The sequence below is a fragment of the Flavobacterium seoulense genome (genome assembly GCF_000695795.1).
Taxonomy (GTDB): Bacteria; Bacteroidota; Bacteroidia; order Flavobacteriales; family Flavobacteriaceae; genus Flavobacterium; species Flavobacterium seoulense.
Genome location: NZ_JNCA01000025.1, coordinates 18,479 through 40,470 on the forward strand (window position 1 = coordinate 18,479; position 21,992 = coordinate 40,470).

Below are 21,992 nucleotides of genomic sequence, written 5' to 3' on the forward strand. Positions count from 1 at the left end.
ATAAAATGATTACAACAGCAAACAGATTAAATACAGTTGAGGAATACTACTTTTCATCAAAATTGAGAGAAGTGAGACAATTGGCATCAGAAGGAAAACCAATAATCAATATGGGAATTGGTAGTCCTGATTTGGCTCCATCACAAGCTGTTGTTGATGCTGTTGCCCTGGCTATGCAGGATCCTAATGCACATGGTTATCAAAGTTATCAGGGATTGCCTGAATTGAGAGCTAGCATGGCTGATTTTTACAAGAATAATTTTCAGGTAGCATTAAATCCAAATACAGAGATTTTGCCTTTGATGGGTTCGAAAGAAGGAATCATGCATATTTCATTGGCATTTTTGAATGAAGGAGATCAGGTTTTGATTCCTAATCCGGGATATCCTACCTATACTTCGGTAACTAATTTAGTGGGAGCTGAGGCTGTTTATTATGATTTGGCTGAAGTAAATAACTGGGAACCTGATTTTGAAGCTTTAGAAAAATTAGATTTATCAAGAGTAAAATTGATGTGGATAGGTTATCCACACATGCCTACAGGAGCCAGAGGAAGTTTAGAGCTATTTGAAAAGTTAGTGGCTTTCGCCAAAAAATATCAAATATTGTTAGTGAATGACAATCCGTACAGTTTTGTGTTGAATGACAATCCGATGAGTTTGTTGCAGGTTGAAGGAGCTAAAGATGTGGCTTTAGAATTGAACTCATTGAGTAAGACTTTTAATATGGCAGGATGGCGAGTAGGAATGGTTTCAGGAAATGCGGAGCTTATCGATGCTGTTTTAAGAGTAAAAAGTAATATGGATAGCGGAATGTTTTTTGGAATTCAAAAAGGAGCTATCGAAGCATTAAAAAGTGATCAGTCATGGTTTGATTCCATGAATGAAATATATAAAAAACGCCGCGTTTTAACAGAGCAATTAGCTGAAAAATTAGGTTGTAAAGTTTATAAAGAAGGAGTTGGTTTATTTGTTTGGGCAAAATTGCCTGAAGGAATAGCATCAGCAGAAAAGTTCATCGATCAGATTTTGCATGAAAAATATATTTTTATTGCGCCGGGAACTATTTTTGGTTCTAATGGCGAGGGATATATTCGATTTGCATTATGTGTAAAAGAACAAAAAGTACAGGAAGCAATAGATAGATTTTAGATTATAATTGTTATTGATTTTTTGTCATTGATATTGAAATTGAAGAAAATGAAAGTATTTGTAATAGGCATAGGTTTAATAGGTGGTTCGATGGTTTTAGACATCAAAGCGCTTTATCCGGAAGCTACTATTTACGGAATAGACAATAACGAAAAGCACTTGCAGCAAGCATTAGAGTTAGGAGTTATTGACATAGCAGCTACAATGGAAGATTTGCATGAAGCAGATTTTGTAATTGTATCGGTTCCTGTAAATGTTGCACTTGGTTTACTGCCTCAGGTATTGGATTTAGTTGGAGAGAATGCCATTGTTTTAGAAGTAGGTTCGACTAAGAATCCAATTTGCAAAGCGATAGCAAATCATCCAAAGAGAAGAAATTTTATTGCAACACATCCTATTGCAGGAACTGAATTTTCTGGACCTTTAGCAGCTTTGAGAAATTTGTTTAGAGATAAAACAAATATTATTTGCGAAGTAGAAAAAACGGCTTTCAAGTTACAGGAAAAAGCTTTGGAAGTGTTTAAAAGTTTAGGAATGCGCATTCGATACATGGATCCAAAATCGCATGATAAGCATATTGCTTATGTTTCACATTTATCGCATATCAGTTCGTTTATGTTAGGGAAAACGGTGATTAATAAAGAAAAACACGAGCAGGATATTTTTGATATGGCAGGTTCCGGTTTTGAAAGTACGGTGCGTTTAGCTAAAAGTTCACCTGCAATGTGGACGCCAATTTTTGAACAAAATAAAGCACAGGTATTAGAATCATTAGAAGAATATATTTCGAATCTGACTCAGTTTAGGGATTTATTAGTGCAAGATGATTACAATGCAATTTATGACGAAATGACGAGCGTGAACAAAATAAGAGAAATATTAAACGGAATAAGCGTTAAGAAATAGAGTAAAAAGAATAGATATACACAACACAAATTAAAAAAGAATAAATTTTAAAAGATGGAAAACAAGAAAGAAATGAGAAATTGGTTGGATGCATTCAAATTAGATCATCCATTTGTGATAGCAGGACCTTGTAGTGCTGAAACTGAAGAGCAAGTATTAAAAATTGCTCACGAATTGAAAAATTCAGATGTAAGCGTATTCAGAGCAGGAATTTGGAAACCAAGAACTCGTCCGGGAGGATTTGAAGGAATTGGAGAAATTGGATTAAAATGGTTGAAAAAAGCTAAAGAAGAAACAGGATTGTTGATGGGAACAGAGGTTGCTACTGCTGCTCACTGTAAATTAGCTTTAGAATATGATATCGATGTATTATGGGTTGGAGCTCGTACAACTGCAAATCCATTCGCAGTTCAGGAAATTGCTGATACATTAGCAGGAACAGATAAAATTGTTTTGGTTAAAAACCCGGTAAACCCTGATATGGCTTTATGGTTAGGTGGTGTGGAGCGTTTACACATGGCTGGAATCAAAAACTTAGGGGTTATCCATAGAGGTTTCTCTACTTATGAGAAAACGAAATACAGAAACATTCCAGAATGGCAAATTGCTATCGAATTACAAAATAAATTCCCTGATTTACCATTAATCATCGATCCATCTCACATTACAGGAAACCGTAACATGATTCAGGAAGTGACTCAGGAAGCTTTAGATTTGAATTATGATGGTATGATTATCGAAACGCATATTGATCCGGATAACGCTTGGTCTGATGCTGCTCAACAAGTTACTCCAGATACTTTGAAACAAATTCTTAAAGATTTGAAAGTGAGAAAGGTAAGTGGAGATACTGCTGATTTCGAACAAAAAATGACTAAATTAAGAGCTAATATCGATGTGTTAGACACTAACTTGTTAGAGCTTTTAGGAAAAAGAATGAAAGTTGCTGACGAAATTGGTCAGGTGAAAAAAGATAATAACGTAGCTGTATTGCAAAATTCTCGTTGGAATGAAATCCAGGAGAAAATGGTTGCTGAAGGAGCTAAAAAAGGATTGACAGAAGAATTTATCGTTAAATTATTCAAATCTATTCACCAGGAAAGTATTGAGCACCAAGAAAAAATTATCAACGGATAATTAATTTTTGATTATTATTTTATAAAAACCTACAAGTGATTGTAGGTTTTTTTATATCATTGCATTGTCAAAATAATTAGAAAATAACTATGAAAAAGATTTTACTAGTCGGTGCCTTGATTTTAGGTTTGAATGTTGCACATGCTCAGCTTGATGTGATTACAAAACATAATGGAGAAAATGTAAACGGAAAAGTTGTAAAACTTGAAGAATATACAATTATCTTTAAATATGACGGAGAGGATGCAGAGAATACTTTAAGTAAATATGCAGTTGAAAAAATTGTTTATGGGAAAAGTGGTCGAGTTGAGAATGTTACAGATAAAATAGAAGTTAAAGGAGAAGAAGATTGGGAGAAAGTAGTTATTTTAGAAGATAAAGGATATGCAGCTGGTCTTAAAAAAGGAGAAGAAGTTAGAGGTAAAACGGGTTTGATCAATTATCATACTGGAAATAGCGCAGATAAAAAGGCAGAAATGAAATTAAAGAAAGCAGCTGCAATTGTAGGTTGCCCTTTTATATTAATGACTGCAGACAAGACAACAGTTGGTTTTAATTCTAATCAATTAGGAGGGTCTCAAGCTATTAAAAAAGGTATTGGATATAAATACTAATTTGATTTTGTAAAATATATAAAGGTCCCTGTGCTTTTTGAGTGCAGGGATTTTTCCGTTTATTTTGAAAGACTTTTAAAATCGTTAGCCTACAATGATAAATCATTTTATCTTTGTAAGTTCTAGATTTAAAATCATAAATCTAAACTCGTTAATCTTCAATCATAAACCCTCTATGACAGGAATCGTTTATAAATCAACAGGAAGCTGGTACACGGTAAAATCCGAAGAAGGGAATTTTGTGGAGTGTAGAATCAAAGGAAAGTTTAGGATGAAAGGTATTAAAAGTACCAATCCTATTGCTGTGGGCGATCGTGTTGAATATGAATTAGAAGAGGCAAATAATCAAATTACGGGAGTAATTAATACTATTGAAGATAGGAAGAATTATATTGTTCGAAAATCGGTTAATCTGTCTAAGCAAACTCATATTATTGCTTCTAATATTGATATTGTTTTCTTGTTAGTGACGATTAATAATCCCCCTACCACTACAAGTTTTATAGATCGTTTTTTGGTAACCGCCGAAGCTTACGGAATCGAAGCTGTCTTGGTTTTTAATAAAATTGATACTTTTGATGAAGAGGCTTTAGATGAACAATTATTTCTACAATATACGTATGAAAATATTGGTTACCAGTGTTTAAGAGTTTCTGCTCAGGAGCATAAAGGTTTAGATAAATTGACTGCTTTGATGAAAGACAAGGTAAGTATGTTTTCGGGGCATTCCGGTGTTGGGAAATCTACTTTGGTGAATGCTATCGAACCAACTTTAAATCTGAAAACCAAACAAATTTCCGATTCACATTCGCAAGGACAGCACACCACTACTTTTGCTGAAATGTTTGATCTTTCTTTTGGTGCCAAAATTATTGATACGCCCGGAATTCGTGGTTTTGGAGTTGTAGATATGGAGAAAGAAGAAATTGGCGATTATTTTCCGGAATTTTTTAAGCTAAAAGAGAAATGCAAGTTCAATAATTGCCTGCATAAAGAAGAACCTAAATGTGCTGTAAAAGAAGCCTTGGAAAACGAAGAAATTGCCTGGTCGCGTTACAATAGTTATCTGAAATTATTAGAAGGTGATGACGAACATTATCGAACTGATATTTATGGTGAAGATAGAAAAGACAGCGATAAATCAAGAGGTTAATGAGAGTTGTAATCCAAAGAGTTTCCGAAGCATCGGTAACTATAGAAAATAAAATTTTTGCTTCAATTCAAAAAGGTTTATTAATTCTTGTAGGTATTGAAGATGCCGATACGCAGGAAGATATTAATTGGCTATGCCAAAAAATTGCAAAAATTCGCATTTTTGGAGATGAAAATGATATTATGAACTTATCTGTTCAGGATATTAACGGAGATATTGTTGTGGTGAGTCAGTTTACACTTCATGCTGCTACCAAAAAAGGAAACCGACCTTCTTATATAAAGGCTTCAAAGCCCGAAATTGCCATTCCGCTTTATGAGCAATTTATTCGAAAATTAGAATTAGAGATTGGTAAAAAAGTCCAAACGGGACAGTTTGGAGCTGATATGGAAGTAAGCTTAGTCAATGACGGTCCTGTTACCATTATTATTGATAGCAAGAACAAAGAATAATTGGTTTAAAGTTCTATTAACTACTGTGGGCTATACTTTTTTTGCTATATTTGGTTATATTACTTATGAATTATAAGTTAATGTAAATCAATACTGTTTTTGCTCCAAATAGTTTTGTGTTTATTCTTAGGATTATCGATATGGTAACTTAAAGAAATGCTTGTAAGAATTTTTAATCAATTAAATTTTTAAGATTTTGGCAAAAATAAATCACAATAATTATTTGGACGTTGTTGACAGCGTTTGGACTTCTGCAAAGCAAAAAGGAATTATGCATATTAACTCTGAAGAACAGAGTTTTAATGGTGAAAAATTCACAATTAAAGGAAGAGACTTAATTAATTTTGGTACTTGCGGCTATTTAGGTTTAGAAACTCACCCTGATTTAATCGCTCATTCAATAGAGTTAACTAAAAAATTCGGAACTCAATTGTCTATGTCAAGAGCATATATCCGGCCTACATACATTCAGGAATTAGAGGAATTGATGTCGCAAATATTTGATGGCAATAAGGTAATTTGTTATACATCTACTTCAAATGCACATATCTCAGTTATAGCTACAATTATTAAATCAGACGATTTAATAATACTTGATCAACAAGTACATTTTAGTGTTCAGTTTCCTTGTAAAAATACAAAGTTGCAAGGAACTGAAGTAAAAATGGTACGGCACTCTAATTATGAAATGTTAGAGGAAATGATTAAGGAAAACTACAATAAATACAAGCGTATTTGGTATATGGCCGATGGAGTTTATTCCATGCATGGTGATTTGCCTGATACAGTTATTTTAAAAAACTTATTAGATAAATACCCAAAACTACATTTGTATTTTGATGATGCGCATGGAATGGGTTGGGATGGAAAAAATGGTGCTGGCTATATTTATGATCGATTAGGAGTTAGTGAACGTATTGTTATAATATCAACATTAGCTAAAGGTTTTGGCTGTGTAGGAGGAACTGCTATTTTTTCGGATCCTGAAATGTATCGAAGAACTGATATTTTTGGAGGACCGCTTAGTTATTCTCATCCATTGTCTCCGGCAAATGTAGGTGCTGCAATAGCTTCTGCAAAAATTCATCTTTCAAAAGATATTTATAACTATCAATCTGAATTAAAAGAATTGATGCAGTATATGAATAGGAGATTGAAAGAAAAAAATCTTACCAATATTTCATCGCCTGATTCTCCTATTTATTTCATTGGTAGTGGTTTAAATAAAGTAACACGCAATTTTGTGCATCGTGTTCTACGAGAAGGAATTTATGTGAACACGGCAACATTCCCAGTTGTTCCTAATGATAGATCAGGTTTACGATTCACATTAACCAGACATAATACTAAAGCCGATATTGATTTATTGACTGATGTTATGGCTTATCATTTGCCTAAAGCAATTGAGGAAGAAGGAGATAATATTGAAAGAGTGTACGGAGAATTTGGTTGCTATTTGCCAAAAAATGAAAATAATTTAGCAGTCAATCTGATAAATAATTCGAATTTGATTATTGAAGAATACACAACGATTCATGATGTCAATGCTGAAGAATGGGATTTTATGTTTAAAGATAGAGGAAATATTACTCATTTAGCCATGCAGGCTATGGAAGAAATATTTTCGAATAATGAAAAGCTAGAAGAAAACTGGAGTTTTCATTATATTATAATTAAGGATAAAGAAGGAAAATTAGTTTTGTCTACCTTTTTCACAGGAGCTATCTATAAAGATGATATTGTTTCTCCCGAAAATGTCTCAAAACAAATTGAAGAAGCGCGTAAAAATGATCCTTATTATTTGTGTTCAAAAACATTAGCAATGGGATCTTTATTTTGTGAGGGAGATTTAATTTATCAAGATACAGAACATCCTGAATGGAGAAAATCGATTAATCATTTATTTGATTTTGTTTCAAAAGTAAAAAAAGAGATTGACGCAACGGTAGTTATTTTTAGAGATTTTGAAGAAGATAGTCCTTTAAATCAAATTATAGAAGAGGAAGGTTTTGCTAAAATGCGAATGCCCAATACTAATATTGTCAGTCATCCAAAATGGGATACAAAAGAAGAATTATTAGCTCTTTTAAATTCAAAAAATAGTATAAGTAACATTAAACGCTATGTTTTTAAATATGAAGATCAGTTTAATGTAACTATTAAAAAAACACTGACAGAAGATGAGGCTGAAAAGCATTATCAGTTATTTTTAAACATCAAAAAAGCGAATCATGCATTTAACTTTTTTGCTTATCCTGAAAAAACGGCCAAAATTTTATCTAAATATGATAACTGGGAATTTATAGAATTTCGACTTAAAGACTCTGATGAATTAATTGGGTGTATTTGGTTTTTTATTGGAGATAATCATGCGAGTCCTCTTATTGTGGGTTTAAATTATGATTATGTTATATCACATCATCTGTATAAACAAGTTATGTATTATATGGTAAAAAGAGGTAATGATTTAGGAAAAGCAAAAACTTATTTAGGTTTAACTTCTGATTATGAAAAGAAAAAATATGGTGCAAAATCAATAGCTCTGTTTGGTTACATCAAAGTTGATAATATGTATAATTTAGATTTATTATCTTCGTTGAGCAATTGAAAATTAATTGTTATAATTTTCCCAAATTATGCTTAATTAGATATTCAAAAAAAAAGTTGGCTTACGATAAAATGTTTATTGTTTTAAAAACATAAAATAATGATTACGAAAGAAAAAGAAAATGATTTTATTAAATTTTGGATAGAGGACGGTATTATGTATTCTCAATTTAAAAAGCCAGTCATTATGGATATAGAAAAAATTAAAGCACTAATTGATTTACGTCATGAAATTTCAAATGGCGAAAAACAATATTGGTGTTATGATTTTGATGGAATTAAATCGTATGATAAAGATGCACGTGATTATGCCGAAATTCATGGTCAGGAATATTTATATGCATGTGCGGCCATATTTAATTCTCATATTACAAAATTTACTCTTAATACATTTATGATACTGAAAACTCCTCTAATTCCTTTAAAAGGTTTTACTAAAAAAGATGCAGCTGCTAATTGGTTGAAAGAGTTAAAAAAGGAAAACGAAAAGTTTTAATTTTTTTGTATTAATGTTCTAGTTAAAAGGATAATTATTTCTTTTAAGTTTTTTATTGAAATAAAATTAAGTTGTTGGTTGTCAGTTTTTGATAAAAAAAATTAGTAGAAAAAAGTATCTTTTTAAGATTTAATAATACTATTGAGTACTAGATTTAAAAGATATTTCTTATATTTATTCCCTGATAAGTAATAATTGTTTTACTTTTTCGTTAGAATGTGAAAAATAATTAATTACACTATACATTCCAATATAAACAAGTATGTCTAAATTAGAAAAAATATTAGCCTTAGTGCGCTCCATAAACGAAGATGAGTTTCAGGAGCAACTCACTCATGGAGATAGTTTAGATGATGTTTATGAGGAATTATTATTTTTAGCAGAAAAAATTGAATCTAAGAAAAAAAGAACTGCTGTTATCGTTGATCATATATCTAATTGTTTTGCAGGTGATTTTTTTAATTATTTACCAATTTCAGATGCACATGACGAATTAGATGTTTTCTGCATGGGTTTTAATACTTATATTGAAGAGTTAAAATCGGCAATGGTTTCTAAGAAATTAGTAGAAACTATAAATGAAAAACTAGTCGAAGAAAAAGAACGTACAGAAGAATTGACAATTTCCAGAGATCAGTTTCTGTCAAATGTAAGCCATGAAATTCGCACTCCGCTTAATGGAGTTATAGGTTTTACTGATTTGTTGTTAAAAAATGCCACATTAGGACCAGAAGAAAAGAGCCAATTAGAATACATCAAAATGTCTGGTGATATTTTGTTAGTTATTATTAATGATATCTTGGATTTGGCTAAAATGGAATCTAAACAGGTTGAGTTTTTAAATAAACCTTTCAACTTGAATCAGCTTACACGATTAGTACATGATACTTTTTCGTTAAAAGCAGCGGAAAAAGAAATAGATTTTAAAATTTCTATTGACGAAGAATTACCAGCTATTTTAAATGGTGATTCGGTTAGAGTTACTCAAATCCTATTTAATTTAATCAATAATGCTATTAAGTTTACGCCTGTAAACGGAAAGATTAAATTAAAACTTCAGTTTCAGGATGAAGAAGATGATTTTTACATTGTTAGAATTGTTGTAAAAGATACCGGAATTGGGATTCCTGCGGATAAATTACATGATATTTTTACTCCCTTTATTCAGCTTGGTAACAACTCAGGAGCAGGTCTAGGATTGACAATTATCAAGAAAATTATCGATATGATGAAAGGAGATATTCAGGTCGAGAGTAAAGTAGGAGTCGGAACTAAATTTACAGTAACGCTCCCGTTTCCTAAAACGGATTATTTTTCTGACTCAAAATTATTACTAAATAAGGATAAATCTGTTCTAGCTCCAGTTGATAAAGATAAAAAAATTAAAATCTTATTAGCAGAGGATAATCGAATTAATCAAATTCTGGTGCAAAAAGTACTGTCAAAATTTAATATGGAATGTATAGCTGTAGCTAATGGTCAACAGGCTATTGATGCAATTACTCATGAAGATTTTGATTTGATTTTAATGGATTTGATGATGCCGGTTATGAATGGTTACGAAGCTACTTCGGCTATTCGTAATATGAGAAGTCATGCTAAAAAAAATGTTCCAATTGTGGCATTGTCTGCAGTAGTAACTTCTTCGGTTACTGAGGCATGCAAAGCAGTTGGTATTAATAAATACATTTCTAAACCCTTCGACTCCGAAGAATTATATAATGTTATAATAGAGATGCTTGAAAAAGAATAATTTGCTTTTCTTTGTAGATTCTAATTTAATTACAAAGAATAATGAATCTAAAAAACGCCCAATTAGACGTAGATACCTGGATTAAAGAACACGGTGTTCGTTATTTTAATGAGTTGACTAATATGGCTCAGCTTACAGAAGAAGTAGGTGAAGTAGCCCGAATTATAGCTCGTCGTTACGGAGAACAATCAGAAAAAGAAAGTGATAAAAACAAAGATCTTGGCGAAGAATTAGCCGATGTAGTTTTTGTGGTTTTATGTTTAGCTAATCAAACAGGAATTGATTTGCAGGCTGCTTTTGATAAAAAAATGGATTTAAAGTCTGTTCGCGATAAAGACCGTCATAAAAACAACGAAAAGTTAAAATAATTGTGAGTTCTGAATTATGAATTGTGAATGAGGAGTGGTAAATTGCGCCCGCAAATTATTTGAGTTATAAGGTATAAACAAATAACCACATAATTTACAATTCAAAACTAACAAACTTTAAAAATGAATTTACTACTACAAACAACTCATTCTAATTTAAATGCTCAAATAGCAGTTACAGGATCAAAAAGTGAGACTAATAGATTGTTATTATTGCAGGCTTTATTTCCTAATATTACTTTGGCTAACACTTCTAATTCTGATGATAGTGAGGTAATGCAAATGGCTTTGAGTGGCAATGAGGAAGTAGTAGATATTCATCATGCAGGAACAGCAATGCGTTTTCTTACCGCTTATTTTGCTGTAAAAGACGGTCGTGAAGTGGTTTTAACTGGTTCTAGCCGTATGCAGGAGCGTCCGGTTAAAATTCTGGTAGAAGCATTACGTCAGTTAGGAGCTGATATTTCTTTCCTGAAAGAAGAAGGTTATCCGCCTATTCGAATTAAAGGACAAAAAATCACCAATTCTAAAGTTACTATGGCTGCTAATGTAAGTAGTCAGTACATTTCGGCACTTTTGTTAGTTGCTCCAAAATTAGAAAATGGTATCGAATTGACATTAGAAGGCGAAATCACTTCTATTCCTTATATCAAAATGACTTTGGCTTTGTTGAATGATTTAGATATTCAAACCAGTTTTGAAGGAAATATAATTAAAGTATATCCAAAACAAGCGGTAGAATCTAAAGTTATGACGGTAGAGTCTGACTGGAGTTCGGCTTCTTACTTTTTTAGTTTAGCGGCTTTGTCTGATGAAGCGAATATTTCATTGACAAGTTACAAAGAATCAAGTTTACAAGGAGATTCTGCTTTGGTTTCCATCTATAAAGAAATGGGTGTAGAAACTCAGTTTAACGACGGTACAATTACTTTGACTAAAACTAAAAAGTTCAAACATAATGATGTGACTTTCGATTTGAATAACACACCAGATATTGCTCAAACTATTGTAGTTACTTGTCTTGGACTAGGAATTGGTTGTCACCTGACAGGTCTTCATACTTTAAAAATTAAAGAAACAGACCGATTAGAAGCTTTACGAATTGAATTAAGCAAACTAGGCGCTAACATTTCTGTTACGAATGATAGTTTGACGCTTGTTGCTACTTCAGAAATTAATTCGAATATAAAAATTGGAACTTATAATGATCATAGAATGGCAATGGCTTTTGCTCCATTAGCTTTGAAAGTGCCAATTATTATTGAAAATGCCGATGTGGTTTCAAAATCATATCCGGATTTTTGGGATGATATGGAAAAATTAGGCTACAAAGTTTCTGATTTAGTAGGTTAATCTTTTTTATTAATTGTCTAAAGTGTTGGTAATTTGCGGTTTTCTTGTTTTAATTCTAAATTAAACTGCAAAATACTTGACAACGCCTATCTCACAATCGTATATTTGCACTCGTTAAAAGTTGAAGCTAAAAAAAACTTCTACTTCTAACTCCTAACTTCTAATTTTTTCAAATGAAATTATCACATTTTAATTTTGATTTACCTAAAGAACTTTTAGCTGAATTTCCAGCAGAAAACAGAGACGAAGCTCGCTTAATGGTTATTGATCGTAAAAAACAAACTATAGAACACAAAATGTTCAAAGATGTTATCGATTATTTTGACGATGGAGATGTAATGATTTTGAATAATACCAAAGTTTTTCCTGCCCGTTTATACGGTAATAAAGAAAAAACAGGAGCCAGAATTGAGGTTTTCTTATTAAGAGAATTAAATGCAGAACAACGCCTTTGGGACGTATTAGTTGATCCGGCTCGTAAAATCAGAATTGGAAATAAATTATATTTTGGTGACGATGATTCATTGGTTGCTGAGGTAATTGATAACACCACTTCTCGTGGAAGAACTTTACGTTTTCTTTACGATGGTTCTTACGAAGAATTTAGAAATAAATTGACAGAACTTGGGGAAACTCCAATTCCTAAATACATCAATAGAGAAGTGACTCCGGAAGATGCTGAGCGTTACCAAACTATTTATGCTAAAGAAGAAGGAGCTGTAGCAGCACCAACTGCTGGATTGCACTTCTCTAAACATTTGTTAAAACGTTTAGAAATTAAAGGAGTAAATTTTGCTGAAGTTACACTTCACGTAGGTTTAGGAACTTTTAACCCGGTTGAGGTTGAGGATTTGTCTAAGCATAAAATGGATTCTGAAGAGTTGAAAATTACTCAGGAAGCTTGTGATATTGTTAACGAAGCTAAAGGAAAAAGAAAGCGTGTTTGTGCAGTAGGAACAACTTCTATGCGTGCTATCGAAAGTTCGGTTTCTTCTCAAAACACATTAAATCCTTATGAAGGATGGACTAATAAATTTATTTTTCCTCCACACGATTTTAGCGTTGCAACTTGTATGATTACTAATTTCCACACACCAAAATCAACATTATTAATGATGATTTCAGCATTTTGTGGACATGATTTGATGAAAAAAGCATACGAAGAAGCAATTAAAGAAAAATATAAATTCTATTCTTACGGTGATGCAATGTTAATTTTGTAATCTCCAAAAAAGGTTAATTCAATAAAAAAACTCGTCCCGATAGCTCGGGACGAGTTTTTTGTTTTTAAAGCATATCAAAATTAATCTACCTGATAGACTAATTTTACAGTAATCGTTGCCGTTTTGTTTTTAGACTGAGTGTTAAAAGAACCGCCGTACGAATAATCCTCGGAGGAGTTTTGACCAATAATCTGGAAAACACCCATATCTGATTTCTTTAAATTTCCTAAACTGGCATCGGCATTTTCAGCGATGCTTTTAGCTCGAGTGCTGGCGTCTTTAGTCGCTTCGGCAATCATTTTTATTTTTAATTCAGCCAGTTTAGTATAATAATATTCAGGAGCGCTGGAGTAAAATTCGATGCCGGAATTAATTAATTCGCTCGATTGTCGGGATAATTCTTCAATTTTATTCACTTCTTTAGATTGAATGCTTACACTTTGCGTTAGGCTAAAACCGGTAAAGATATTTTCTCTAAGCGTTCCGTTTTCATTATAGGTGCTTTGGTATTCTTTATTAAAATTTACCGCCGAAAAGACAATTTCATTTGGAGCAATTCCTTTGCTGGACAAGTAGCTTTTAATCTTATCTCTATCAGCATCTAATGAAGCATAGGCTTCTTTTAGCGTACTGCTTTTTCGGGAGAAGGAACCATTCCAAACAATTAAATCCGAAACAAAATCGGTTTTTCCTAAACCGGTAACACTTATTGTATCGGTATTTTTATTCCGATTTTGAAAAGCATTCGAAAATAAATAAGACGAAGTTATAATTGCAACAGCAATAATAATCACATTTAGATTATTTTTAAGCATGGCTAAATATTTTAGATTCAATCAAATATAATCAATAAGAAATTACAATGTAATATTTTAACTGCATTTTTAGTTTTCGCTAAATTCTTTATGATTTAGTTTTTTCTTTTTTAATTACTTTTACAAAACAAATGCAAAACCACATTATGATTTTCGAAAATACTAAAGCTTTTGCCCAAAAGTTAGATTCTCAGGACAGTTTACGTAAATACAGAAACGAATTTTATTTTCCGAAAGTGAATGATAAAGAAGTCATTTATTTCACCGGAAATTCACTGGGTTTACAGCCTAAAAGTGCTAAAAACTATGTAGATGAAATAATGAATGACTGGGCAAATCTGGCAGTTGAAGGGCACTTTTATGCCGAAAAACCATGGTGGGATTATCAGGAGCGTTTTGCTGAACCATTGAGTAAAATTGTAGGAGCAAAACCGCTTGAAGTTACGGTAATGAATACGCTTACGGTAAATCTTCATTTACTGATGGTTTCTTTTTATAGACCTACAAAATCCAGATTTAAGATTATTTGCGAAGAAAAAGCCTTTCCTTCCGATCAGTATATGTTTCAAAGTCAGGTCAATTTTCATGGTTTTAAACCCGAAGATGTAATTGTTGAGGTAAAACGTCGTGAAGGCGAACATAATATTCGAACAGAAGATATAATTGCCAAAATAAATGAAGTAGGAGACGAATTAGCTTTGGTTTTAATAGGCGGAGTGAATTATTACACAGGTCAGGTTTTTGATATGAAAACTATTACTGCTGCTGGACATAAAGTGGGAGCTTATGTAGGTTGGGATTTGGCGCATGCAGCCGGAAATATTAAATTGAAATTGCACGATTGGAATGTCGATTTTGCTGCCTGGTGCAGTTACAAATACATGAATTCAGGACCAGGAAATGCTTCGGGATGTTTTGTACACGAAAAGCATCATAATAATCCCGATTTGCCGAGATTTGCCGGATGGTGGGGACATAATAAGGAAAGACGTTTTAAAATGGAGCCTACATTTGATCCTATTCAGGGAGCTGATGGCTGGCAAATTAGTAATTTACCGGTTTTGTCTTTAGCGCCTTATCTGGCTTCGGTAGAAATGTTTGCCGAAATAGGAATGGATGCTTTGATTGAAAAAAGAGATCAAATTACAGCTTATTTAGAGTTTATTCTTCATGAAATTGATAAAGAAATAAGTAGTAATTTCGAAATTATTACACCTTCAAATCCCGCTGAAAGAGCTTGTCAATTATCGGTTTTTCTTCATGGCGAAGGTCGTAGCCTGTTTGATTATTTAATGAAAAATGGTGTAATTACCGATTGGAGAGAGCCAAATGTAATTCGTCTTGCACCGGTTCCATTGTATTGTTCTTTTGAAGATATGTACAATTTTGGACAAATATTAAAAAAAGGAATTTTAGAAAAGTAACTAAATTGTAGCCACGAATTCACGAATGATTAAGTCTCTTTAAATTAGTTTTATTCGTGAATTCGTGGCTGTTTTTAGGTTAAGCTATTTGGAGTTTGGGAATTTCCATAGATTGTATTTCATTTTTATAAAATTCGAATTGCTGAACAATTTCTTTTTTAATGGTTTCGAAATTAGGAATGCTGGCGAATAGATTTTGGTAATATTCAATTCCTTCCAAAAGATTATTTTTAAAAGATTCCAGCTTTTTTGTTTTAGCATTGTTGATTTCTTCGGCAATCGATTGAATGTCATTTTTTAAATAATCAATGTACATTTTCAATTCTTTTACAAATAAATTAGGGCGATGATTATCTTTTAAAATGTTTGTATTTCCATAAATATGCTGAATCATTTTTGAAAGTGAAATTTCCTGATCAAAATAAGCAATATTTGGCCCTGGACAAATTACAACACCCTGATCCTGTCCTTTTATTTCGATATTGTTTTCAAGATAAGAAGCATTGGCTAAACCAACACAAAGGCATGATTTTTCGGTAATGCTTTGTTTTGTTTTTTCATAATTTTCAAATGATATATAGTTTCTGTTTGCTTCTAGTTCTTCCAGTTTTTCGTCCTGATATTTTTTAGAAGCAGTACAAATTCCTTTACCTTCCGAATCTTTATTCAGAGCCAGAAATTTTTTTGGACAAGAGCTTCCAGCTTTATTTTCCTGAATGCGTTTTTGTTTTATTTTTTCATTAGTTGTGCCTCTTAAGGTGTTAAAAGGAACTCCCAACGGCGAAATATGGCTTAAATACAAATCATCTTCTTTGGCATTGATTAGTAAATTACGGGTAGCCTGATCGACAGATGTCGCTTCAGGAACCAATAAAAAAGGAGTTCCCCAACCTACAGAATCTGCTTGGTAATAATCCAGTAAAAATTCGTGTTCTTCCGAAGTTCCTACACCGCCTTGCACCGTGATTTTTAAATCTAAGGGCTGTTGCGGAATTAATTTTCCTTTTTGTTCCAATGCTTTTATCATTAATTCATGAGCCGATTGAATAAGTTGTGTTTTCTTTTGTTTGAATTCTTCCATGATGGGACCTAATAAAAGACCGTCGGTAGCAAAAGCATGTCCGCCACAATTTAATCCGGATTCAATGCGGTATTCGGAAACCCATAGACCTTTTTTAGCTAAAAAATTACCCTGAATCATTGCCGATCGAAAGTCACTTACTTTTAAAGTAATTTTCTTTTTGAGCTGATTATTTTCGTCTGGATAAAAATCATCAAAGTTTTCAAAATAGCTGTATAATCTTGGATTCATTCCGGCCGAAAGTACCACAGATGAATTTACAGTACTATTGGCAAAACCTCTCAGGGCAGCATGTGCATCATTAAAACTAACAGGCAATTGTTCGTTTTTGTCAAAATTGTCTTTGTCTAATTTGGTCATGATGTTCACATCAATTGCTCCAGCATGAAGCTGTTTTTCGATGTAGTTTTTAATGTTCTCTTTCCAATGAAATCCTTCGTCAATAAAAGATTGTAATCCCTTTTTGATTTCGGATTTATTAGGTAAAAGAGCAATGTAGTTTTCTAGTGATTCTTTGCTTTCAGTAAGTTCAGTTTTAAAATTTTCGAATTTTTCTTTGACTATTTTATCAACGAAATTTAAATAAGAAGTGATACGTTTGGCTCTGTAATCGGATACTTTTTGAGATATTTCCTGATATGGAAGATTGAATTTTTGATGGTAAAAAGCATTCATTTTTTCGATTAGTTCGTCATCTGCAATCGAAATTACCGAAGAAATTCCATATTTTGCTACACGTATTGGACTATCAATTGTGTAAGCTAATCCCATTACTGGAATGTGAAAGTTGTGTAATGGTTCTGTTTTTTCTGTCATGGCAATACAAACATTATAATTTATGCAAAGTTTGTAAAAACCATTCGCTTAAAAACTGATAAATATCATGTGCGGTTTTAATGTGGTATAATACTTTTATTTTTTTAACTTGTACAACCTATTAATTTTTTAAATCCTAATATTAAATGGCTTTAAGAATTGTAGTTATGCAACAAAATAGCGGTTTAAAACGAGTAAAAACTGAGGCTTTTAAACGTTGTTAAGATAATAAATCAGTAATTTTGCCTAACTTTTTATAAAATAAACAATGCAAACTCCCAAAAAAATAGCGATAGTAGGTTCTGGTTTAGTAGGTTCTTTATTGGCTATTTACTTAAAAAAGGCAGGACATACTGTTCATATTTATGATAGAAGTCCGGATATCAGGAAAATAGAATTTTCGGGACGTTCTATTAATTTAGCGATGTCAAACCGTGGATGGAAAGCATTAGACGGAGTAGGTGTTGGTGATGCAGTGCGTGAAATTGCAATTCCGATGGATAAGCGTGCGATACATCTTGTCGATAATTTGAAGTTTCAAAATTACGGACAAGAAGGGGAGTCTATTTATTCTATTTCCAGAGGAACTTTGAATAGAAAAATGATTGACCTTGCCGAGCAGGCTGGAGCTGAATTTTTCTTTGAACAAAAAATTTGGGATGTAACCTTGTCAACAGCAACTTTGCATATTGGAGAAACCGAAAGAGGTGAGTGGGAAGAGCGAAAATACGATATGGTTTTTGGAGCCGATGGTGCTTTTTCAAGAATCCGTCATCGTATGCAGCGTCAAAGTATGTTTAATTATTCGCAGGAATTTTTGAATATTGGCTATAAAGAATTGAATATTCCGGCAAATGCGGATGGTTCTCATAAATTAGATAAATATTCGTTTCATATTTGGCCTCGTGGCGAATACATGTTGATTGCTTTGCCTAATTTAGACGGAAGTTTTACCTGTACTTTGTTTATGCCTTTTGAAGGCGAAAACTCATTTGCTTCCTTAAAAGATCGAAAAGAAGTAGACGCTTTTTTCGAAAAAAACTTTCCGGATTCTATAGAGGTAATTCCGAATTTAGCCGAAGATTTTTTCAAAAACCCGACTAGTACATTGGTAACAATGAAATGTTTTCCGTGGACTTATGAAGATAAAATTGCTTTAATAGGCGATGCTTGTCATGCTATCGTTCCGTTTTATGGTCAGGGAATGAATGCGGGTTTTGAAGATATAACAGTGCTTTACGAAATGATTTTAGAGTATGGTGAAGACTGGGAACGTATTTTTTCAGAATACCAAAAATCCCGTAAACCAAATGCAGATGCCATTGCCGAACTTTCATACCGAAATTTTATAGAAATGAGCTCTAAAACAGCTGATGATCAGTTTTTATTACAAAAGAAAATCGAAAAATGGTTCTCAGAAAAACATCCTGATAAATGGATTCCATTATACAGCAGAGTCACTTTTAGTGATCGTCCTTATGTAGAAGCTTTGGCGATAGGTGATTTTCAGAATACTATTATGGAAGAAGTTTTAAAAATCGATAATATTGAAGCAATTTGGAATACTGAAGTAGTTGAAAATAAAATCTTAGAGTTGCTGCAACAGTAATTTTATTCGAAATATATAACTCATGAAGCTATGATTTAATTCATAGCTTTTTTTGTTTTTAAAATAATTTCTAAAAACAAAAATCCCGTCTCGTTTTTAGAACGAGACAGGATTTTATATAATAAACCTTTAGTAAACTAAGATCTGATTACTCTTTTTTCTCCTCACGTGGAGGTCTTGGAACAAGTGCTTTTTTAGACACTTTTTCTTTTTTAGTTTTTGGGTCAACTCCTAAGTATTTTACTTGGAAAACATCTCCCATTTTAACAACATCGGCAACGTTTTCAGTACGTTCCCAAGCTAATTCAGATACGTGTAATAAAACTTCGTTTCCTGGAGCAGCAGTATATTCAACTACAGCGCCAAAATCTAACATCTTAATTACTTTTACTTCATAAGCTTCTCCCATTTGTGGTTTGAATGTAATAGAATCAATTTTAGCTAATACTGCTTTAATTCCAGCAGGATCAGTTCCTAAAATTTCAACTACTCCTTGCTCATCAACTTCGTTAATAACGATAGTAGTACCTGTAGCTTTTTGTAAATCCTGAATTACTTTTCCACCAGGACCAATTAAAGCTCCAATGAAGTTTCCAGGAATTGTTCTTGTAATGATTTTTGGAGAATGAGCTTTTACTTCTTCTCTTGGAGCAGGGATAGTCTCAGTCAATTTTCCTAAAATATGTAAACGTCCATCACGAGCCTGGCTTAAAGCTTGTTCCATGATGTCATAACGTAATCCGTCAATTTTGATGTCCATTTGACAAGCGGTGATTCCGTCAGCAGTTCCGGTTACTTTAAAGTCCATGTCTCCTAAGTGATCTTCGTCTCCTAAGATATCTGACAATACAGCGAATTTTTCACCATCTGTAATTAATCCCATAGCAATTCCAGAAACTGGTTTTATCATTTGAACTCCAGCATCCATCAAAGCCATAGTTCCTGCACAAACAGTTGCCATAGATGATGAACCATTTGATTCTAAAACTTCAGAAACTACACGAATTGTATAAGGACAATCAGCAGGAATCATGTTTTTTAATGCTCTTTGAGCTAAGTTTCCGTGACCAACTTCTCTTCTTGAAGTTCCTCTTAACGGACGAGCTTCACCAGTTGAGAATGGAGGGAAGTTGTAGTGTAAGTAGAATTTTTCTTCTCCTTGTTCTGATGGAGAATCAATTTGGTTAGCTTCTCTTGAAGTTCCAAGAGTTACAGTTGCCAAAGCCTGAGTTTCTCCACGGGTAAATAATGAAGATCCGTGTACAGAAGGTAAATAATCAGTTTCACACCAGATTGGTCTGATTTCTGTTGTTTTTCTTCCGTCTAAACGAATTCCTTGTTCAAGGATTACATTACGAACGGCTTCTTTATTAGTTTTATAGAAATATTTTCCAACTAATCCTGCTAAGTCAGCATTTTCAGCATATTCTTCTTCTGTAAACAAAGCCTGGCATTCTGCTTTTACAATAGCAAATTTCTCGCCTCTTTCTGCTTTTCCTGAAGCTTCACCAGCAATAGTGTAGCATTTTTCATAAGCAGCAGCTTTTACTTTTGCGTAAACTGCTTCGTCTTCGATTTCGCCTTCATATGTTCTGTATTCCGGAGAACCTATAGCTGCTCTTAGACGCTGTTGAGCCTGAATTTGAACTTTGATAGCTTCGTGAGCAAACTTAATAGCTTCAATCATTTCAGCTTCTGAGATTTCTTTCATCTCACCTTCAACCATCGCAACAGAATCCATAGAAGCTCCAATCATCATATCGATGTCTGATTTTTCTAATTCTTCTCTGCTTGGGTTGATTACTAATTTTCCGTCGATACGTGCAACACGTACTTCAGAAATTAAGTTGTAAAATGGAATGTCAGAAACCGCTAATGCTGCTGATGCTGCTAAACCTGCCAATGCATCCGGCATTACATTTTCGTCATGAGACATTAATTGAATCATAACCTGAGTTTCAGCATGGTAATCGTCTGGGAAAAGCGGACGCAATACACGGTCTACTAAACGCATTGTTAATACCTCACTGTCGCTTGGACGAGCTTCTCTCTTGAAGAAACCTCCAGGGAAACGACCTGCTGCTGCAAATTTTTCACGATAATCTACCGTTAATGGTAAAAAGTCAACTCCCGGGTTTGCTGTTCTTGCTGAAACGGCTGTTGCTAAAAGCATACAGTTTCCTGAACGCACAACAACTGAACCATCGGCTTGTTTAGCTAATTTACCAGTTTCGATTGAGATGCTTCTTCCATCTCCTAAATCGATAATTTCTTGTTTTACTTGTGGAATCATAAATTTTCCTTGTTTTGGTTTATACTATGGGTGATAGTTGTGTTGTAGTTGTTGCGCGTAGTTAATGCGAATACCCAATGAAAAACCAAACTTTTTTATTGTTGTATAAAAATAAAAAGAGGTACTTGCGCACCTCTTTTTTATATTGACTATTTTCTGATACCCAATACTTTGATAATTTCACGATATCTGTTGATATCTTTCTTTTTCAAGTAGTCAAGTAAAGATCTTCTTTTACCTACTAATTTCACAAGAGAACGCTCAGTGTTGTAATCGTGACGATTTTTTTTCAAGTGTTCAGTCAAGTGGTTGATTCTGAATGAGAACAAAGCGATTTGTCCTTCTGCAGATCCTGTGTTTTCTGCTTTTCCTCCGTGTTGAGCGAAAATTTCCGCTTTTCCTTCTTTAGTTAAATACATGCTAATATTTTTTTAAATGATTTTTATGTATGTCAGACAGTTATTGTAAGACGGCTGCAAAAATATAAAATTATTATAGAATATAAATGATGATGAGTCAATTATTTTCTTCTTTTTTATTTTATTCGAATAATTCTCAATCTATATATTTGTGAAATAATTAACAATAAGTATAGTATTAATTAACATCATTGTAAAAATGAATAAATTATTTTTTTTAAAAGTAAAAGACAAAGTATTTCGATTCGTATTAACCATCGGTTTTGTCATGGGACATTTAGTTGTTCTGGCTCAAAATGGAGGAAGTATTAGAGGAACAGTT

General features: G+C 32.9%; 18 protein-coding genes. 14 read left to right on the forward strand and 4 right to left on the reverse strand.

Annotated features, from left to right (window positions below):
* Positions 1-5: 5 nt before the first annotated feature.
* The 12 genes from FEM21_RS12995 (at position 6) to queA (ending at position 13,213) form a co-directional block, all read left to right on the forward strand.
* Positions 6-1,151, forward strand: coding sequence for a pyridoxal phosphate-dependent aminotransferase (locus FEM21_RS12995; RefSeq protein ID WP_035661056.1), 1,146 nt, complete (start codon positions 6-8; stop codon positions 1,149-1,151).
* A 48-nt stretch (positions 1,152-1,199) separates the two neighbouring features.
* Positions 1,200-2,057 carry a prephenate dehydrogenase gene (locus FEM21_RS13000; protein ID WP_035661058.1) on the forward strand — a complete coding sequence of 286 codons (858 nt, stop codon included), beginning with the start codon at positions 1,200-1,202 and terminating at the stop codon, positions 2,055-2,057.
* 54 nt (positions 2,058-2,111) lie between these two features.
* Entirely contained in the window at positions 2,112-3,194 is a 1,083-nt protein-coding gene (locus FEM21_RS13005; protein WP_035661061.1) for a bifunctional 3-deoxy-7-phosphoheptulonate synthase/chorismate mutase type II, read from the forward strand.
* A gap of 89 nt (positions 3,195-3,283) precedes the next feature.
* Positions 3,284-3,808, forward strand: a complete 525-nt coding sequence (locus FEM21_RS13010; protein ID WP_035661063.1) for a hypothetical protein — start codon at positions 3,284-3,286, stop codon at positions 3,806-3,808.
* Positions 3,809-3,983: 175 nt separating this feature from the next.
* Complete coding sequence (gene rsgA, locus FEM21_RS13015; protein WP_035661066.1) at positions 3,984-4,961, forward strand: ribosome small subunit-dependent GTPase A; 978 nt, start codon at positions 3,984-3,986, stop codon at positions 4,959-4,961.
* Positions 4,961-5,413 carry a D-aminoacyl-tRNA deacylase gene (dtd, locus tag FEM21_RS13020; protein ID WP_035661069.1) on the forward strand — a complete coding sequence of 151 codons (453 nt, stop codon included), beginning with the start codon at positions 4,961-4,963 and terminating at the stop codon, positions 5,411-5,413. The genes rsgA and dtd overlap by 1 nt, the downstream gene beginning before the upstream one ends.
* Positions 5,414-5,609: 196 nt before the next feature.
* Positions 5,610-8,021, forward strand: a complete 2,412-nt coding sequence (locus tag FEM21_RS13025; protein ID WP_035661072.1) for an aminotransferase class I/II-fold pyridoxal phosphate-dependent enzyme — start codon at positions 5,610-5,612, stop codon at positions 8,019-8,021.
* Between the two features lie 99 nt (positions 8,022-8,120).
* Positions 8,121-8,516, forward strand: coding sequence for a DUF7793 family protein (locus FEM21_RS13030; protein ID WP_035661074.1), 396 nt, complete (start codon positions 8,121-8,123; stop codon positions 8,514-8,516).
* A 262-nt stretch (positions 8,517-8,778) separates the two neighbouring features.
* A complete protein-coding gene (locus tag FEM21_RS13035) occupies positions 8,779-10,269 on the forward strand; it encodes an ATP-binding protein (protein WP_051627598.1) in 1,491 nt (496 codons plus the stop codon).
* 41 nt (positions 10,270-10,310) lie between these two features.
* The gene (locus tag FEM21_RS13040; RefSeq protein ID WP_035661076.1) at positions 10,311-10,637 is read left to right on the forward strand and encodes a nucleotide pyrophosphohydrolase; all 327 of its coding nucleotides are present in this window, start codon (positions 10,311-10,313) and stop codon (positions 10,635-10,637) included.
* Positions 10,638-10,760: 123 nt separating this feature from the next.
* Positions 10,761-11,990 carry a 3-phosphoshikimate 1-carboxyvinyltransferase gene (gene aroA / locus FEM21_RS13045; RefSeq protein ID WP_035661077.1) on the forward strand — a complete coding sequence of 410 codons (1,230 nt, stop codon included), beginning with the start codon at positions 10,761-10,763 and terminating at the stop codon, positions 11,988-11,990.
* Positions 11,991-12,163: 173 nt separating this feature from the next.
* Positions 12,164-13,213, forward strand: coding sequence for a tRNA preQ1(34) S-adenosylmethionine ribosyltransferase-isomerase QueA (gene queA, locus FEM21_RS13050; protein ID WP_035661080.1), 1,050 nt, complete (start codon positions 12,164-12,166; stop codon positions 13,211-13,213).
* Positions 13,214-13,293: 80 nt separating this feature from the next.
* On the opposite strand, the gene FEM21_RS13055 is transcribed toward queA, so the two are convergent.
* Positions 13,294-14,028, reverse strand: coding sequence for an SIMPL domain-containing protein (locus tag FEM21_RS13055; protein WP_035661082.1), 735 nt, complete (start codon positions 14,026-14,028; stop codon positions 13,294-13,296).
* A 146-nt stretch (positions 14,029-14,174) separates the two neighbouring features.
* On the opposite strand from FEM21_RS13055, the gene kynU reads away from it, so the two are divergent.
* Positions 14,175-15,452: a kynureninase gene (gene kynU / locus FEM21_RS13060; protein ID WP_035661085.1), complete on the forward strand. Its 1,278-nt coding sequence runs from the start codon at positions 14,175-14,177 to the stop codon at positions 15,450-15,452.
* 79 nt (positions 15,453-15,531) lie between these two features.
* Here kynU and FEM21_RS13065 read toward each other — a convergent pair whose 3' ends face one another.
* Positions 15,532-17,349, reverse strand: coding sequence for a hypothetical protein (locus FEM21_RS13065; protein ID WP_035661087.1), 1,818 nt, complete (start codon positions 17,347-17,349; stop codon positions 15,532-15,534).
* A 268-nt stretch (positions 17,350-17,617) separates the two neighbouring features.
* On the opposite strand from FEM21_RS13065, the gene FEM21_RS13070 reads away from it, so the two are divergent.
* Positions 17,618-18,958, forward strand: a complete 1,341-nt coding sequence (locus FEM21_RS13070; protein ID WP_035661090.1) for an FAD-dependent oxidoreductase — start codon at positions 17,618-17,620, stop codon at positions 18,956-18,958.
* Between the two features lie 148 nt (positions 18,959-19,106).
* Here FEM21_RS13070 and FEM21_RS13075 read toward each other — a convergent pair whose 3' ends face one another.
* Together FEM21_RS13075 and rpsO are read right to left on the reverse strand one after the other, a co-directional pair.
* On the reverse strand, positions 19,107-21,251 hold the full coding sequence (locus FEM21_RS13075) for a polyribonucleotide nucleotidyltransferase (protein WP_035661092.1): 2,145 nt from the start codon (positions 21,249-21,251) through the stop codon (positions 19,107-19,109).
* A 149-nt stretch (positions 21,252-21,400) separates the two neighbouring features.
* Positions 21,401-21,670 carry a 30S ribosomal protein S15 gene (gene rpsO, locus FEM21_RS13080; protein WP_035661095.1) on the reverse strand — a complete coding sequence of 90 codons (270 nt, stop codon included), beginning with the start codon at positions 21,668-21,670 and terminating at the stop codon, positions 21,401-21,403.
* Positions 21,671-21,992: the final 322 nt, after the last annotated feature.